Annotated in this window: 12 protein-coding genes; 9 read left to right on the forward strand and 3 right to left on the reverse strand. The window is 54.7% G+C overall.

The window, feature by feature from the left end; genetic code table 11:
* The first annotated feature begins 12 nt into the window (after window positions 1-12).
* The 4 genes from phoR to malZ all read left to right on the forward strand — a co-directional run bounded on the left by phoR (window position 13) and on the right by malZ (window position 6,434).
* Window positions 13-1,311 (forward strand): phosphate regulon sensor histidine kinase PhoR, encoded by a 1,299-nt coding sequence (gene phoR / locus ACTU3N_RS19560; protein ID WP_443087799.1) that lies wholly within the window; start codon window positions 13-15, stop codon window positions 1,309-1,311.
* 397 nt (window positions 1,312-1,708) lie between these two features.
* Window positions 1,709-3,028 (forward strand): branched-chain amino acid transporter carrier protein BrnQ, encoded by a 1,320-nt coding sequence (gene brnQ, locus ACTU3N_RS19565; RefSeq protein WP_443087800.1) that lies wholly within the window; start codon window positions 1,709-1,711, stop codon window positions 3,026-3,028.
* An 81-nt stretch (window positions 3,029-3,109) separates the two neighbouring features.
* Window positions 3,110-4,462, forward strand: a complete 1,353-nt coding sequence (gene proY, locus ACTU3N_RS19570; protein ID WP_443087801.1) for a proline-specific permease ProY — start codon at window positions 3,110-3,112, stop codon at window positions 4,460-4,462.
* A gap of 157 nt (window positions 4,463-4,619) precedes the next feature.
* Complete coding sequence (gene malZ, locus ACTU3N_RS19575; RefSeq protein ID WP_443087802.1) at window positions 4,620-6,434, forward strand: maltodextrin glucosidase; 1,815 nt, start codon at window positions 4,620-4,622, stop codon at window positions 6,432-6,434.
* Between the two features lie 34 nt (window positions 6,435-6,468).
* On the opposite strand, the gene proP is transcribed toward malZ, so the two are convergent.
* From proP to acpH, 3 genes are all read right to left on the reverse strand, one after another.
* Window positions 6,469-7,950 (reverse strand): glycine betaine/L-proline transporter ProP, encoded by a 1,482-nt coding sequence (gene proP / locus ACTU3N_RS19580; RefSeq protein WP_443087803.1) that lies wholly within the window; start codon window positions 7,948-7,950, stop codon window positions 6,469-6,471.
* 506 nt (window positions 7,951-8,456) lie between these two features.
* A complete protein-coding gene (locus tag ACTU3N_RS19585) occupies window positions 8,457-9,059 on the reverse strand; it encodes a peroxiredoxin C (RefSeq protein ID WP_443087804.1) in 603 nt (200 codons plus the stop codon).
* 142 nt (window positions 9,060-9,201) lie between these two features.
* Window positions 9,202-9,783, reverse strand: coding sequence for an ACP phosphodiesterase (gene acpH, locus ACTU3N_RS19590; RefSeq protein ID WP_443087805.1), 582 nt, complete (start codon window positions 9,781-9,783; stop codon window positions 9,202-9,204).
* Between the two features lie 167 nt (window positions 9,784-9,950).
* Here acpH and queA point away from each other — a divergent pair, with 167 nt between their 5' ends.
* From queA to secF, 5 genes are read left to right on the forward strand one after another with little or no spacing between them, the layout of a single operon-like run.
* Complete coding sequence (gene queA, locus ACTU3N_RS19595) at window positions 9,951-11,021, forward strand: tRNA preQ1(34) S-adenosylmethionine ribosyltransferase-isomerase QueA (protein WP_443087806.1); 1,071 nt, start codon at window positions 9,951-9,953, stop codon at window positions 11,019-11,021.
* A 51-nt stretch (window positions 11,022-11,072) separates the two neighbouring features.
* Entirely contained in the window at window positions 11,073-12,200 is a 1,128-nt protein-coding gene (gene tgt, locus ACTU3N_RS19600; protein WP_443087807.1) for a tRNA guanosine(34) transglycosylase Tgt, read from the forward strand.
* A gap of 21 nt (window positions 12,201-12,221) precedes the next feature.
* Complete coding sequence (gene yajC / locus ACTU3N_RS19605) at window positions 12,222-12,554, forward strand: preprotein translocase subunit YajC (protein ID WP_443087808.1); 333 nt, start codon at window positions 12,222-12,224, stop codon at window positions 12,552-12,554.
* Between the two features lie 27 nt (window positions 12,555-12,581).
* Window positions 12,582-14,429 (forward strand): protein translocase subunit SecD, encoded by a 1,848-nt coding sequence (gene secD, locus ACTU3N_RS19610; protein ID WP_443087809.1) that lies wholly within the window; start codon window positions 12,582-12,584, stop codon window positions 14,427-14,429.
* Between the two features lie 10 nt (window positions 14,430-14,439).
* Window positions 14,440-15,411, forward strand: coding sequence for a protein translocase subunit SecF (gene secF / locus ACTU3N_RS19615; RefSeq protein WP_443087810.1), 972 nt, complete (start codon window positions 14,440-14,442; stop codon window positions 15,409-15,411).
* The last annotated feature ends 171 nt before the right edge of the window (window positions 15,412-15,582 follow it).

Consider the following 15,582-nt stretch of genomic DNA (forward strand, 5'->3'; position numbering starts at 1 on the left):
GGAGTGTGACGCGTGCTGGAACGGCTGTCATGGAAAAGGCTGGTGCTGGAGCTCCTCCTTTGTTGTTGTCCCGCGCTGATTCTTGGCGCGATTTTTGGCTACCTGCCATGGTTTTTACTCGTGTCGGTAACCGGGTTGCTTATCTGGCATTTCTGGAATTTACTGCGTCTTTCATGGTGGTTATGGGTTGATAAAAGCATGACGCCGCCGCCCGGCAAAGGAAGCTGGGAGCCGCTGCTCTATGGTCTGCATCAGATGCAGATGCGCAATAAAAAGCGCCGTCGCGAGCTGGGGCACCTGATTAAGCGTTTTCGCAGCGGCGCAGAATCGCTACCGGATGCGGTGATCCTTACCACAGAAGAGGGATCGATTTTCTGGTGTAACGGTCTTGCGCAACAGCTGCTGGGTCTGCGCTGGCCGGATGATAGCGGTCAGAATATCCTCAACCTGCTGCGTTACCCTGAATTTACCCATTATCTGAAGAAAAAAGAGTTTGCCGGGCCGTTGAACCTGGTGCTTAACAGCGGGCGGCATCTGGAGATCCGCGTCATGCCCTACAGCGAGCAGCAACTGCTTTTGGTGGCGCGCGATGTGACACAAATGCATCAGCTGGAAAAAACACGGCGGAACTTTTTTGCCAACGTCAGCCATGAGTTGCGCACGCCGCTCACCGTGTTGCAGGGCTACCTGGAGATGATGCAGGAGCAGGCGATGGAAGGGGCTTTGCGTGAAAAAGCCTTGCATACGATGCGTGAACAAACCTCACGCATGGAAGGCCTGGTGCGCCAGTTGCTGACGCTGTCGAAAATTGAAGCCGCGCCGACGCTGCCGTCTAATGAGACCATCGACGTGCCGATGATGCTGCGTGTCGTTGAGCGCGAAGCGCAAACCCTGAGCCAAAAAAAGCATCTCTTTACGTTTGAAGTGGACAGCTCGCTAAAAGTGCTCGGTAATGAAGAGCAACTGCGCAGCGCGGTTTCGAACCTGGTCTATAACGCGGTGAATCATACGCCGCCGGGAACGCACGTCGTCGTGCGCTGGCGGCATGTCCCGCACGGAGCGGAGTTTAGCGTGGAGGATGACGGGCCGGGTATTGCCGCTGAGCATATTCCGCGCCTGACCGAGCGTTTCTACCGGGTGGACAAAGCCCGGTCACGGCAAACCGGCGGTAGCGGGTTGGGGCTGGCCATCGTTAAGCATGCGGTGAATCACCATGACAGCCGCCTGGATATTGAAAGCACACCGGGCAAAGGGACGCGCTTTAGTTTCGTGCTGCCGGAGCGGCTGGTCGTTAAAAACCTTGCATCCTGAGTAACCCTCTCTTGCCAGCGGCCTGTCTTTGCAGGCCGTTGTTTTATGTTTTCAGGCATCTCAGCATATTTCCACGACTGGTTATTTTTTATTCGCATGATCAGCCATGTCTTTTTCTTATAAATAGAGTTTTTGACTGGCTGTGAGTTTCTGTTCAGTATAACCATCTGGTTTTGCGATCCCTTCTTGCCTTTAAACGTTATAAGCGTTTAAATTGCGCCCCGTACATCGTCATACCGACTGTATTTGCGTGGTAAATCGAAAAACTATTCTCCGCCACGCTATACATAAAGCATATCCCGCTGACTTTTAGGGGCATCAGCACGGTATTGTCCCGCAGGGAAAGGCGAAAAATTCACCATTTTTACGACACCACATCCACAGGCAGTAACGAATTATGACCCATCACTTAAAACCACGAGACATCATTGCTCTGGGCTTTATGACCTTTGCCCTCTTTGTTGGGGCAGGTAATATTATTTTTCCACCGATGGTTGGCTTACAGGCGGGTGAAAGCGTCTGGACTGCGGCCATTGGCTTCTTAATTACTGCCGTGGGCCTCCCGGTGCTGACTGTTATCGCGCTGGCGAAAGTGGGCGGCGGGGTGGATAGCCTGAGTACGCCGATTGGCAAAGTCGCAGGTATTTTGCTGGCGACCGTATGCTACCTGGCGGTGGGGCCGCTGTTTGCGACGCCGCGTACCGCAACCGTCTCATTTGAGGTGGGTATCGCGCCGTTGACCGGCGACGGTGCTATGCCGCTTTTCATTTACAGCGTGCTCTATTTTGCACTGGTCATCCTGGTTTCCCTCTATCCTGGCAAACTGCTTGATACCGTGGGCAACTTCCTGGCGCCGCTGAAAATTATCGCGCTGACCGTGCTTTCTGTTGCAGCCATTATCTGGCCGGCTGGCCCTATCAGCCACGCGCTGGAAGCCTACCAGACAGCACCGTTCTCGAACGGTTTTGTGAACGGCTATCTGACAATGGATACGCTGGGCGCGATGGTCTTTGGTATTGTTATCGTGAATGCGGCGCGCTCGCGCGGCGTTACCGAAGCGCGCTTGTTGACCCGTTACACCGTCTGGGCTGGCCTGATGGCGGGTATTGGCCTGACGCTGCTTTACCTGGCGCTGTTCCGTCTTGGCTCTGACAGCGCAATCCTTGTGGATCAGTCTGCTAACGGCGCGGCTATTCTTCACGCGTATGTGCAGCATACCTTCGGCGGCGCAGGCAGCTTCCTGCTGGCAGCGCTTATCTTTATTGCCTGCCTGGTGACGGCGGTTGGTTTGACCTGCGCATGTGCTGAGTTTTTTGCGCAGTATCTGCCGCTCTCCTACCGTGCGCTGGTGTTTATTCTTGGCATCTTCTCGATGGCGGTTTCAAACCTGGGGCTGAGCCACCTGATTCAGATCTCCATTCCGGTGCTGACCATGATCTACCCGCCGTGTATTGTGCTGGTGGTGCTGAGTTTTACCCGCTCCTGGTGGAACCGCTCGACACGCATTATCGCACCGGCGATGTTTATCAGCCTGCTTTTTGGTATCCTTGACGGCGTGAAAGCGTCTACGTTTGCTGAGCACCTCCCGGGCTGGACGCAGCGGTTACCGCTGGCGGAGCAGGGCCTGGCCTGGCTGCTGCCAAGCGTGGTAATGGTGGTTCTGTCGGTGGTCTGGGATCGCATGGCAGGGCGTCCGGTAACCTTCAGCGCGCATTAATCGCGGCTAACACGTTGTATAACCACGGGGTAACAGCTCCGTGGTTTTTTATTTTTGTGTTGAATAATGACAGTGGAAACGATGGAAAGAACGAATAAGCTGAAGCGAGGGTTAAGCACCCGGCACATTCGCTTTATGGCGCTGGGGTCAGCAATCGGCACCGGGCTGTTTTACGGTTCCGCAGATGCCATCAAAATGGCCGGGCCAAGCGTGCTGCTGGCCTACATCATTGGTGGGGTTGCCGCGTATATTATTATGCGCGCGCTGGGCGAAATGTCTGTGCATAACCCTTCCGCCAGCTCTTTCTCGCGTTACGCGCAGGAAAACCTCGGCCCGCTGGCGGGCTATATCACCGGCTGGACCTACTGTTTTGAAATCCTGATCGTGGCGATTGCTGACGTTACCGCCTTCGGTATTTATATGGGCGTCTGGTTCCCGACTGTGCCGCACTGGATCTGGGTGCTCAGCGTGGTGCTGATTATTTGCGCCATCAACCTGATGAGCGTGAAGGTGTTCGGCGAACTGGAGTTCTGGTTTTCGTTTTTTAAAGTCGCCACCATTATCGTGATGATTGTGGCCGGTTTCGGCATCATTATCTGGGGGATCGGCAACGGCGGCCAGCCAACCGGTATCAGCAACTTGTGGAGCCACGGCGGCTTTTTCAGCAACGGCTGGTTGGGTACGGTGATGGCGCTGCAAATGGTGATGTTCGCCTACGGCGGTATCGAAATCATCGGGATCACCGCTGGCGAGGCGAAAGACCCGGAGAAATCTATCCCGCGTGCGATTAACTCAGTGCCGCTGCGCATTCTGGTGTTTTATGTCGGCACGCTGTTTGTGATTATGTCTATCTACCCGTGGAACCAGGTCGGGACGGACGGCAGCCCGTTTGTGCTCACCTTCCAGCATATGGGCATCACCTTTGCCGCCAGCATCCTGAACTTTGTCGTGTTAACCGCCTCGTTGTCAGCCATTAACAGCGATGTGTTTGGCGTGGGGCGTATGCTGCACGGTATGGCCGAGCAGGGCAGCGCGCCGAAGATGTTCGCCAAAACCTCGCGTCGCGGTATCCCGTGGGTCACGGTGATGGTGATGACCATTGCGCTGTTGCTGGCGGTCTATCTGAACTACATCATGCCGGAAAATGTTTTCCTGGTGATCGCCTCGCTGGCGACCTTCGCCACCGTATGGGTGTGGATTATGATCCTGCTGTCGCAAATTGGTTTTCGCCGTCGCTTGTCGCGCGAGGAGGTCAAGGCGCTGAAATTTAAAGTGCCGGGCGGGGTGGCAACGACCATCGCCGGGCTGATTTTCCTCGTCTTTATTATCGCGCTGATTGGCTGGCACCCGGACACCCGCATCTCTTTGTATGTGGGCTTTGCATGGGTCGCCCTGCTGCTGATTGGCTGGGTCTTTAAGCGCCGTAAAGTGTAGCCCTGCCGGGGCGGTGCGCTGTGCCGCCCTGATTCCTTTCTGTTAACCTTTCGTTTATCAGCCCCGCCTCTCACCCCCTTAAAAAAAGGGAAGGAAGGAGGTAATACTCTGACATCTGTGAAAAAGTGATCTTTCATTGATTGAAGGGGAACGCGGGATGTTGAATGCCTGGCACTTGCCGGTTGCGCCGTTTGTAAAACAGCAACACGACCAGTTAATCATCACTCTCTGGCTTACCGGTCGCGGGCAGCCGGAGCGGGTGATATTACGCACCGAGGTTGATAACGAAGAAACACCGGTTGCGATGCGCAAAATGCGCAAGCCTGCCGCAAGCGGAGCCACGCTCTGGCGGGGAGCCATCAACCTGCAACAGGGGCAGCCGCGCCGCCGCTACAGTTTTAAACTGCTGTGGCAAGACCGGCAGCTCTGGTTTACCCCGCAAGGGTTTAGCCGCTTTCCCCCGGCGAGGCTTGAGCAATTTGCGACAGACTGCCCCGACAGCGGGCCGCAGTGGGTGGCGGACCAGGTGTTCTATCAGATTTTCCCCGATCGTTTTGCCCGCGCCAGCACGCGCACACCAGAGCAGGATGCGCTGTATTATCACCACGCCGCGGGCCGGACGATTATCCGGCGCGACTGGGACGAACCGCTCAGTCTTGAGGCGGGCGGCTCTACCTTTTACGGCGGCTGCCTTGATGGCATCAGTGAAAAACTGCCTTACCTGAAACAACTTGGCGTGACGGCGCTCTACCTGAACCCGGTATTTATGGCGCCAAGCGTGCATAAGTACGACACCGAAAATTACCGTCATGTCGATCCGCAGTTTGGTGGCGACGAGGCGCTCTTACGCTTGCGGCAAAATACCCTTGCACAAGGGATGCGCCTTATTCTCGACGGCGTGTTTAACCATAGCGGCGATACCCATGGCTGGTTTGACAGGCATAATCGCGGCACTGGCGGCGCGTGTCATAATCCGGCGTCCGGCTGGCGTGACTGGTTCAGCTTTGATGAGCACGGTCACGCCTGTGACTGGCTTGGCTACTCAAGCCTGCCGAAGCTTGATTACCGCTCTGCAACGCTGGTGGCGGAAATCTATCAGGGCGAGGACAGCATTGTGCGCCACTGGCTGAAAGCGCCGTGGAATATGGACGGCTGGCGGCTGGATGTGGTGCATATGCTGGGCGAAGGTGGCGGCGCGCATAATAATTTGCAGCATGTCACCGGCATCACCCGCGCGGCTAAAGAGACGCAGCCGCAGGCGTATGTGTTTGGCGAGCATTTTGGCGACGCGCGCCAGTGGCTACAGGCGGATGCAGAAGACGCCGCCATGAACTATCGCGGCTTTACCTTGCCGGTGTGGGCGTTTCTCGCCAATACCGATATCTCATACGATCCGCAAAAAATCGATGCGCAAACCTGCGCGGCATGGATGGATAATTACCGCGCCGGGCTATCGCACCAGCAGCAGCTGCGCATGTTTAATCAGCTCGACAGCCACGATACGCCGCGTTTTAAAACCTTGCTTGGCAAGGACGTTGCGCGATTACCGCTGGCAGTGGTCTGGCTGTTTACCTGGCCCGGCACGCCCTGCATCTATTATGGCGACGAGGTCGGGCTGGATGGCGCAAACGACCCTCTTTGCCGCAAACCCTTCCCGTGGGATAAAAACCGCCAGGACGCGGGGCTGTTGCAACTCTATCAACGGATGGCAAAACTGCGCAGCCGCAGCCAGGCGCTGCGTTACGGCGGCTGCCAGGTGATTTATGCCAGAGAAGATGTGCTGGTGTTTATGCGCGTGTACCAGCAGCAGCGCGTGCTGGTGGCGATTAACCGTGGCGATGCCTGCGAGGTTGTGCCGGAGCCATGCCCCTTATTAGGCGGGAACACCTGGCGGCTAAAAGAAGGCACCGGGACGCTGGAGGCGGATTGCCTGATGCTACCGGCCATCAGCGCATGCGTGTGGCAGGCATAAAAAAGGCTCGCCGTGCGAGCCTTAAGTGGGAGGCTTAGCCAGAAACGGTGTGCGGCGTTCGCTGCGGTTTGCGGCCATGCTGGCGGCGAAGTTTGTCAATCAGGCGGTGTGCTTCCGCATGGGACGCCACCGCAGGCGAGGAGCCGCTCAGCGGCTTACGCGCCGTTTCACGCAGGGTCAACACGGTGACCAGGCCAATCACGCCTGCGCCCATCATATAATACGCAGGCATCATCACATTGTTGGTGGTATCCACCAGCCAGGCGGTTATCAGCGGCGTGGTGCCGCCAAACAGTGACACCGACAGGTTAAAACCAATCGCCAGCGCACTGTAGCGAATATCGGTCACGAACAGGGCGGGTAGGGTAGCGGGCATGGTGCCGCTAAAACAGGTGTGGAGAAAGCCGAGCACCACCAGGCCTGCAAATACCGCCCACATATTGCCAGAACCTATCAGCATAAAGCAGGGGATCGCCAGCACTATCAGGCCCACCGCACCCATACCGATGACCGGGCGACGCCCGATACGGTCGGTCCAGTGACCCCACATCAGCGTGAGCGGCATCATCACGAACATCACAACCATCACCAGCAAAAGCCCGGTCAACTCGTTCAGCCCCAGCACGCCAGTCAGATAACTTGGCATGTAAGAGGTCAGCATATAGTTCGATACGTTAAACACCAGCACCAGGCCGATGCATTTCAGCATCTGTTTTTTATACTTATTCAGCATTTGCCACAGGCTCAGGCGCGGCTTGCTGTGCTCCAGCGCTTCCTGCTTATCCATATGCTCTTTAAACGCCGGTGTCTCTTCAAGCTTCAGGCGAATATAGAGACCAAACAGCCCTAAGGGTGCGGCCAGGAAGAAGGGGATACGCCAGCCCCAGTCCAGCATGGCTTCAGTTGGGATGGCTGCCATCATTACGGTGACCAGCATCGCGCCGAGCAGGTAACCGCCCAGCGTGCCGAACTCAAGGAAGCTGCCCATAAAGCCGCGGCGTTTGTCCGTGGAGTATTCTGCGATAAACGTTGCCGCGCCGCCGTACTCTCCGCCGGTCGAAAAACCCTGCACCAGGCGGGCGGTAAGCAGCAGCACGGGAGCCATTATCCCGATGCTGTTGTAATCAGGGATAAGTCCGATGCAGAAGGTGCCTACCGACATCATTATCATGGTCAGGGCGAGGATCTTCTGGCGGCCGAAGCGGTCGCCCAGCGGGCCGAAGACCATGCCGCCTATCGGGCGCACAAGGAACGCGGCGGCAAAGGTGCCGAAAGAGGCGATAAGTTGCGCGGTGGCGCTGGCATCGGGGAAAAAGACTTTACCGATGATCACGGCAAGATAGCTGTAAACACCGAAATCGAACCACTCCATGGCATTGCCTAAAGCGGCAGCACCGACGGCGCGTTTGAGTAATTTGCTGTCAATAACGGTGATATCGTCTACCGTTAATTCGTTTGTTTTTGCTGACGTTTCGGGACGGTTTTGTTGATTTGTTGAGATCGTTCTGGTGCTCATAAACTCCCCATGAAGACGCTTAAAGCGATCTTATAGCTTTCGCAGCCGTAACGTGTGTATCTCAGGAAAAGAAAGCTATAAGAGGCTGAAGATTGTGATGTGGCGCACAAAAACGCCGACCACTACCTTAAATAAAATGCCATCCACGTGCAACTTTGTAGCGCTAAAAACTATCCGCAAATGCCTTTTTGGCGTAAAAATCTAAAGATGTGCGATATTATCCGGCAACATATTTTGCTGTGATAGCGAATCAGTTACCGAATAATTTCCAAAAATTTGCCTTTGGCGTGCCCGGAGCAGGCAGATCCTCTATAAACGGCCAGAAAGTCCATGGCGTTTTTATTGGTTATTTCTTATTTGTAAAGGTGCTTTCTGGCGCACGCTCTGGCGTAAGAATTTCGGCTAAATAGCGCGCTTTACGCCACAGGAAGTGAAATGGATAGCGGGGCGGGGCGTCTCTTTGAGGCAAAAAAGGCTCGCAGTGCGAGCCTTGTTTATGCTGGCGCTTAAAGTTTAGCGCTGTTTTCGCTTAAATATTTCGCCACGCCGTCCGGTGAGGCATTCATCCCTTTCTGCCCTTTTTCCCACTGCGCAGGGCAGACATCGCCATGCTCTTCGTGGAACTGCAACGCATCAACCATGCGCAGCATTTCATCAATATTGCGCCCCAGCGGCAGATCGTTTACCACCTGATGGCGCACAATACCGTTTTTATCTATCAGGAAGGAACCGCGCAGCGCAACGCCCGCGTCCGGGTGCTCAATACCATAAGCCTGCTGAATTTCACGCTTAACATCGGCCACCATGGCGTATTTCACCGCACCGATACCGCCTTTCTCTATCGGCGTGTTGCGCCATGCATTGTGCACAAACTCAGAGTCGAACGAGACGCCAACCACTTCCACGCCGCGGCTCTGGAACTCTTCATAGCGATGATCGAAAGCAATAAGTTCGGAAGGGCAAACAAAGGTAAAATCCATCGGCCAGAAGAACAGTACGGTGGGTTTACCGTGGGTATGCTGTTTGAAGTTGAAGTTTTCAACGATTTCGCCACTACCCAGTACGGCAGCAGCGGTGAAATCCGGAGCCTGACGAGTTACCAGTACCATAAAGTACTCCTTTCTTTATAAGATTTACGGCGCATATCACGCCCAGTCCAGGTAGAAGTATTAAATAAAGCGCTGAGCAAATAGTCATCTGTTAGCGTAATTTTGCTCACCAACATAGCGAAGCCGGGGTAAAGCGCAAGTCTTAAAGTGCTTTTGCGCGGGCTTGCGCCATCATCTGCGGGTAAAAGTGCCAGAACAAGGTTTCCAGTTCTGCGTAGTGTTCGTCCAGATCCTGCCAGGAGTCCCGCAGCGCATCGAGGCGCGGGCGGCGGCTGGCCATACCGTTTAGCACATTTTGAATAAACGCCATGTCGCGGTAACGCTCCATCCAGCGCTCTGACCAGAGGTAATGGTTGAGGTTGATGAAGCGCGGCGGGGAGTCGGGCAGAATCGTGGCAACCTGCGAATGGGCGTAGCGAATAAACTCGCTTAGCGGTAAATCCGGCGACAACTGTGCCCAGTGGCGCGAGACAAAGTGATCCCACATCACATCCAGCGTGATGGGCGCAACGCGGCGGGTATGCGGGCGAAACCATTCGCGGGCGATTTTCACCTCCGGCAGATTATCGGTCAGCACGTCGATGCGCCGGTGCATATGAATACCGGCCACGACATCATCCGGGTAGAGATTCGCCGGATTACCGCGAACAAAATCGGCTAACAGGTTGCCAGGCAGCGAACTGTCGGCAAGGTGGGCTAAATGCAGGTGCGCTAAAAAATTCATACGTTATCCGTTATATTTCACCTTGCTGGTTAGCGAATTGACAGCACGGCTTCGTGCTTTAACACGAACGATTAAGGCTATCTTTTATACCAAAAGCGGCAAGTGGTTGCAGCAAAGTGGCGTGGGCACTAGACTAGCCGCCTCTTATTTTGTCCAGAGCTGGTGTCATGCGCGTTACCGATTTTTCGTTTGAATTGCCCGAATCCCTGATTGCCCACTATCCCCAACCTGAGCGCAGCAGTTGCCGATTGCTGTCGCTGGATGGCCCAACAGGCGCGCTGACGCACGGTACCTTTACCGATCTCCTCGATAAGCTCAACCCCGGCGACCTGCTGGTGTTTAATAACACCCGCGTGATCCCGGCGCGCCTGTTCGGGCGTAAAGCCAGCGGCGGGAAAATTGAAGTCCTGGTTGAGCGCATGCTGGATGATAACCGTATTCTGGCACATATTCGCGCCTCTAAAGCGCCAAAACCGGGCGCAGAACTGTTATTAGGCGATGCAGAAGATATTCAGGCCACAATGGTGGCGCGCCACGGCGCGCTGTTCGAAGTGCAGTTTAACGATGCGCGCCCGGTGCTGGATATCCTCAATGCTATTGGCCATATGCCGCTACCGCCTTATATCGACAGGCCGGATGAAGACGCCGATCGCGAGCTTTATCAGACCGTTTACAGCGAGAAACCGGGCGCCGTCGCCGCGCCGACCGCCGGTTTACATTTTGATGAACCGCTGCTTGAGCGCCTGCGTAATAAAGGCGTGGAGATGGCCTTTGTGACGCTGCATGTTGGCGCAGGGACGTTTCAGCCGGTGCGTGTAGACAGTATTGAAGATCATACGATGCACTCCGAGTATGCAGAAGTGCCGCAAGAGGTGGTTGATGCCGTGCTGGCGGCGAAAGCGCGTGGTAACCGTGTGGTCGCCGTGGGGACCACCTCCGTGCGCTCGCTGGAAAGCGCTGCGCAGGCCGCGAAAAATGCGCTCATCGAACCCTTCTTTGGCGATACGCAAATCTTTATCTATCCGGGGTATCAATATCGGGTGATTGATGCGCTGGTCACCAACTTCCACTTGCCGGAATCAACGTTGATTATGCTGGTTTCCGCTTTTGCCGGTTATCAACACACAATGAACGCTTACAAAGCCGCCGTTACTGAAAAATATCGCTTTTTTAGTTACGGCGATGCGATGTTTATCACGTACAATCCGCAGGCTCTTACTGAACGCGTCGGGGAATAGCTCCGCGGCGCTGGCTTTAAACGTCAGACTGTCTTTCTGGCTGGAGAAAAAATGAAATTTGAACTGGATACCACCGACGGACGCGCCCGCCGCGGTCGTCTGGTGTTTGAGCGCGGCGTGGTTGAAACGCCTGCTTTTATGCCCGTAGGCACCTACGGCACCGTGAAAGGAATGACGCCGGAAGAAGTCGAAGCAACCGGCGCGCAAATCATTTTGGGAAACACCTTCCACCTGTGGCTGCGCCCGGGTCAGGAGATCATGAAGCTGCATGGCGATCTGCACGATTTTATGCAGTGGAAAGGGCCAATCCTGACGGATTCCGGCGGTTTCCAGGTCTTCAGCCTGGGGGATATCCGTAAGATTACCGAAGCGGGCGTGCATTTCCGCAACCCGATCAACGGCGATCCGATTTTCCTCGATCCGGAAAAATCGATGGAGATTCAGTACGATCTCGGTTCCGATATTGTCATGATCTTCGACGAATGCACGCCGTACCCGGCAGACTGGGACTATGCAAAGCGCTCAATGGAGATGTCTTTGCGCTGGGCGAAACGCAGCCGCGAGCGCTTTGACGGACTTGGCAACAAAAATGCGCTTTTTGGCATCATTCAGGGCAGCGTTTACGAAGATTTACGCGATATCTCTGTCAAAGGTCTGGTAGAGATTGGCTTTGATGGCTACGCTGTCGGCGGTCTGGCTGTCGGTGAGCCGAAAGAAGACATGCACCGCATTCTGGAGCATGTCTGCCCGCAGATTCCGGCAGACAAACCTCGCTATCTGATGGGCGTTGGTAAGCCAGAAGATCTGGTCGAGGGCGTGCGCCGCGGTATCGATATGTTCGACTGCGTAATGCCGACGCGCAATGCCCGTAACGGTCATCTGTTTGTGACCAATGGCGTGGTGAAAATCCGAAACGCGAAATATAAAAGCGACACCGGCCCGCTGGACCCGGAGTGTGATTGCTATACATGTCGCAATTATTCGCTTTCTTACTTGCATCATCTCGATCGCTGCAACGAAATATTGGGCGCACGTCTCAATACTATCCATAACCTGCGCTATTATCAGCGCCTAATGGCTGGTTTACGCAAGGCTATCGAAGAGGGTAAATTAGAGAGCTTCGTAGCGGATTTTTACCAACGTCAGGGTCGAGCTGTTCCACCTTTGAACGTTGATTAATTTAATAATGAGGGAATTTCAATGAGCTTTTTTATTTCTGATGCGGTAGCGGCAGCAGGCGCGCCGGCACAGGGCAGCCCGATGTCTCTGATCCTGATGCTGGTCGTGTTCGGTCTGATCTTCTACTTTATGATCCTGCGTCCGCAGCAAAAACGCACCAAAGAGCATAAAAAGCTGATGGACTCCATCGCCAAAGGTGATGAAGTGCTGACCAACGGTGGTCTGGTTGGCCGCGTAACCAAAGTAGCTGAAAGCGGCTACATTGCTATCGCGCTGAACGACACCACTGAAGTAGTCATCAAACGTGACTTCGTAGCTGCCGTTCTGCCGAAAGGCACGATGAAGGCGCTGTAATCATCCGTTTTCCCAAAGGGAACTGCCGTGTTAAACCGTTATCCTTTGTGGAAGTACATCATGCTGGCCGTCGTGATTATCGTCGGCCTGCTTTACGCACTTCCCAACCTGTATGGTGAGGATCCGGCTGTTCAGGTCACTGGCGCGCGCGGCGTCGCCGCCAGTGAGCAAACGCTGATCCAGGTCCAGAAAAGTTTACAAGAAGAAAAAATCAACGCGAAGTCTGTGGCTCTGGAAGAAGGCGCTATTCTTGCGCGTTTCGACTCTACCGACACACAGCTGCGCGCCCGTGAGGTGTTGCTGAGTGCGTTGGGTGACCAGTACGTTGTGGCGCTTAATCTTGCCCCGGCAACGCCGCTCTGGCTGCGCGCGATTAAAGCCGAACCGATGAAACTCGGTCTCGACTTGCGTGGCGGCGTGCACTTCCTGATGGAAGTCGACATGCAAACCGCGCTTGGCAAACTCCAGGAACAGAACATTGATAGCCTGCGCAGCGATCTGCGCGAGAAAGGCATTCCTTACACCACCGTGCGTAAGGAAGATAACTATGGCCTGAGCATTCAGTTCCGCGACAGCAAGGCGCGCGATGAGGCGAACGCTTACCTCACCAACCGTCACCGCGATCTGGTTATCACTAACCAGGGCAATAATGTACTGCGCGCGGTAATGAGCGATGCCCGTCTTAGCGAAGCCCGCGAATATGCGGTGCAGCAGAACATCAACATTCTGCGTAACCGTGTAAACCAGCTTGGCGTAGCCGAACCGCTGGTGCAGCGCCAGGGCGCTGACCGTATTGTGGTGGAGCTGCCGGGTATTCAGGATACGGCGCGAGCAAAAGAGATCCTCGGCGCTACCGCGACGCTGGAGTTCCGCCTGGTTAACACCAGTGCTGATGCCGCCGCTGCCGCCGCTGGTCGTGTACCGGGTGATTCTGAAGTGAAGCAAACGCGCGAAGGGCAGCCGGTTGTGCTGTACAAACGCGTGATTCTGACCGGCGACCACATTACCGACTCCACATCAAGCCAGGATGAGTACAACCAGCCGCAGGTGAATATTTCACTGGATAGCGCCGGGGGTAACATCATGTCCAACTTCACCAAGGATAATATCGGTAAACCGATGGCGACCTTGTTTGTGGAGTATAAAGACAGTGGTAAGAAAGACGCTAACGGGCGTTCGGTGCTGGTGAAGCAGGAAGAGGTGATTAACATCGCCAATATCCAGTCCCGACTGGGTAATAGCTTTCGTATTACCGGTATTAATAACCCGACCGAAGCGCGACAGCTCTCCTTGCTGTTACGTGCCGGTGCGTTGATAGCGCCTATTCAGATTGTTGAAGAGCGTACTATCGGCCCAACGCTTGGCTCGCAGAATATCTCGCAGGGTCTGGAAGCATGTCTGGCGGGTCTTGTGGTCTCAATCATCTTTATGATCTTCTTCTATAAGAAGTTTGGTCTGATTGCGACGTCCGCGCTGGTGGCAAACCTGGTATTGATTGTCGGGATTATGTCGCTGTTGCCTGGCGCTACGCTGACCATGCCGGGGATTGCGGGTATTGTACTGACCCTTGCGGTAGCCGTGGATGCTAACGTACTGATAAACGAACGTATCAAGGAAGAGCTGAAAAACGGGCGTTCCGTGCAGCAGGCGATCCATGAAGGTTATCAGGGCGCGTTTTCCTCCATTTTTGATGCGAACGTTACCACCCTGATTAAAGTGCTTATTCTTTACGCGGTTGGTACTGGCTCCATTAAAGGTTTTGCGATCACCACCGGTATTGGCGTGGCGACCTCAATGTTTACCGCTATTGTCGGTACCCGTGCCATCGTCAACCTGTTGTACGGCGGCAAACGCATTAACAAGCTGTCTATCTGAGGAGTGCGTTGTGGCACAGGATTATACTGTTGAACAATTAAACCACGGTCGTAAAGTCTGGGACTTTATGCGCTGGGACAACTGGGCCTTTATCATCTCCGGTGGGCTGCTGATCCTCTCCATCATTGTGATGGGCGTGCGTGGTTTTAACTGGGGTCTGGATTTCACCGGCGGTACGGTTATTGAAATATCGCTGGAAAAACCTGCCGATATGGACGTCATGCGTGACGCGCTGGAGAAGGCTGGTTTCCAGGACCCGCTGCTGCAAAATTTTGGCAGTAGCCGCGATATTATGGTGCGTATGCCACCTGCGGAAGGGACATCTGGCGGGCAGGTGCTGGGTAGCAAGGTCGTGAGCGTGATTAACGAGGCGACCGACCAGCACGCGGCGGTGAAACGTATCGAATTCGTTGGCCCAAGCGTGGGTGCGGATCTGGCGCAGACCGGCGGCATGGCGCTGCTGGTGGCGCTTATCAGTATCCTGGTTTACGTGGGTTTTCGCTTCGAGTGGCGTCTGGCTGCGGGCGTGGTTATTGCGCTGGCGCATGACGTGGTTATCACCATGGGCGTGCTGTCACTGTTTCAGATTGAGATCGATCTGACCATCGTGGCCTCGCTGATGTCGGTCATTGGTTACTCACTTAACGACAGTATCGTGGTATCTGACCGTATTCGTGAGAACTTCCGTAAGATTCGTCGCGGTACGCCTTATGAGATTTTCAACATCTCCCTGACGCAGACTCTGCATCGTACCTTAATTACGTCCGGCACGACGCTGGTCGTGATTTTGATGCTCTATCTATTCGGCGGCGCGATGCTCAAAGGCTTCTCCCTGACCATGCTGATTGGTGTTTCTATCGGTACGGCGTCTTCTATCTATGTTGCTTCGGCGCTGGCGCTGAAACTGGGTATGAAGCGCGAACACCTTCTGCAACAGAAAGTGGAGAAAGAAGGGGCGGATCAGCCGTCCATTCTGCCGTAAACTCTGCTTTGAGATATCAAAACCGCGGCCCATACAGGCTGCGGTTTTTTGTCTATAGAAAACCCCCAGCTAGGCTGGGGGTTCCGGAAAGCTTTCAGCTTTAAGCCAGTTATTAAAACCCCTTTTGATTTGTTAAAACACCTTGCGGTCTGGCAACTGCAAAAGTTCAAC

The organism is Vagococcus sp. WN89Y, assembly GCF_052220145.1.
Classification (GTDB): domain Bacteria; phylum Pseudomonadota; class Gammaproteobacteria; order Enterobacterales; family Enterobacteriaceae; genus Kosakonia.

Bases quoted from the DNA above. Each gene is read 5' to 3' on its own strand.
- yajC (WP_443087808.1), top strand. From the start codon at position 12,222: ATGAGCTTTTTTATTTCTGATGCGGTAGCGGCAGCAGGCGCGCCGGCA.
- ACTU3N_RS19585 (WP_443087804.1), bottom strand. From the start codon at position 9,059: ATGGTACTGGTAACTCGTCAGGCTCCGGATTTCACCGCTGCTGCCGTA.
- proP (WP_443087803.1), bottom strand. From the start codon at position 7,950: ATGAGCACCAGAACGATCTCAACAAATCAACAAAACCGTCCCGAAACG.
- proY (WP_443087801.1), top strand. From the start codon at position 3,110: ATGGAAAGAACGAATAAGCTGAAGCGAGGGTTAAGCACCCGGCACATT.
- tgt (WP_443087807.1), top strand. From the start codon at position 11,073: ATGAAATTTGAACTGGATACCACCGACGGACGCGCCCGCCGCGGTCGT.
- brnQ (WP_443087800.1), top strand. From the start codon at position 1,709: ATGACCCATCACTTAAAACCACGAGACATCATTGCTCTGGGCTTTATG.
- acpH (WP_443087805.1), bottom strand. From the start codon at position 9,783: ATGAATTTTTTAGCGCACCTGCATTTAGCCCACCTTGCCGACAGTTCG.
- malZ (WP_443087802.1), top strand. From the start codon at position 4,620: ATGTTGAATGCCTGGCACTTGCCGGTTGCGCCGTTTGTAAAACAGCAA.
- queA (WP_443087806.1), top strand. From the start codon at position 9,951: ATGCGCGTTACCGATTTTTCGTTTGAATTGCCCGAATCCCTGATTGCC.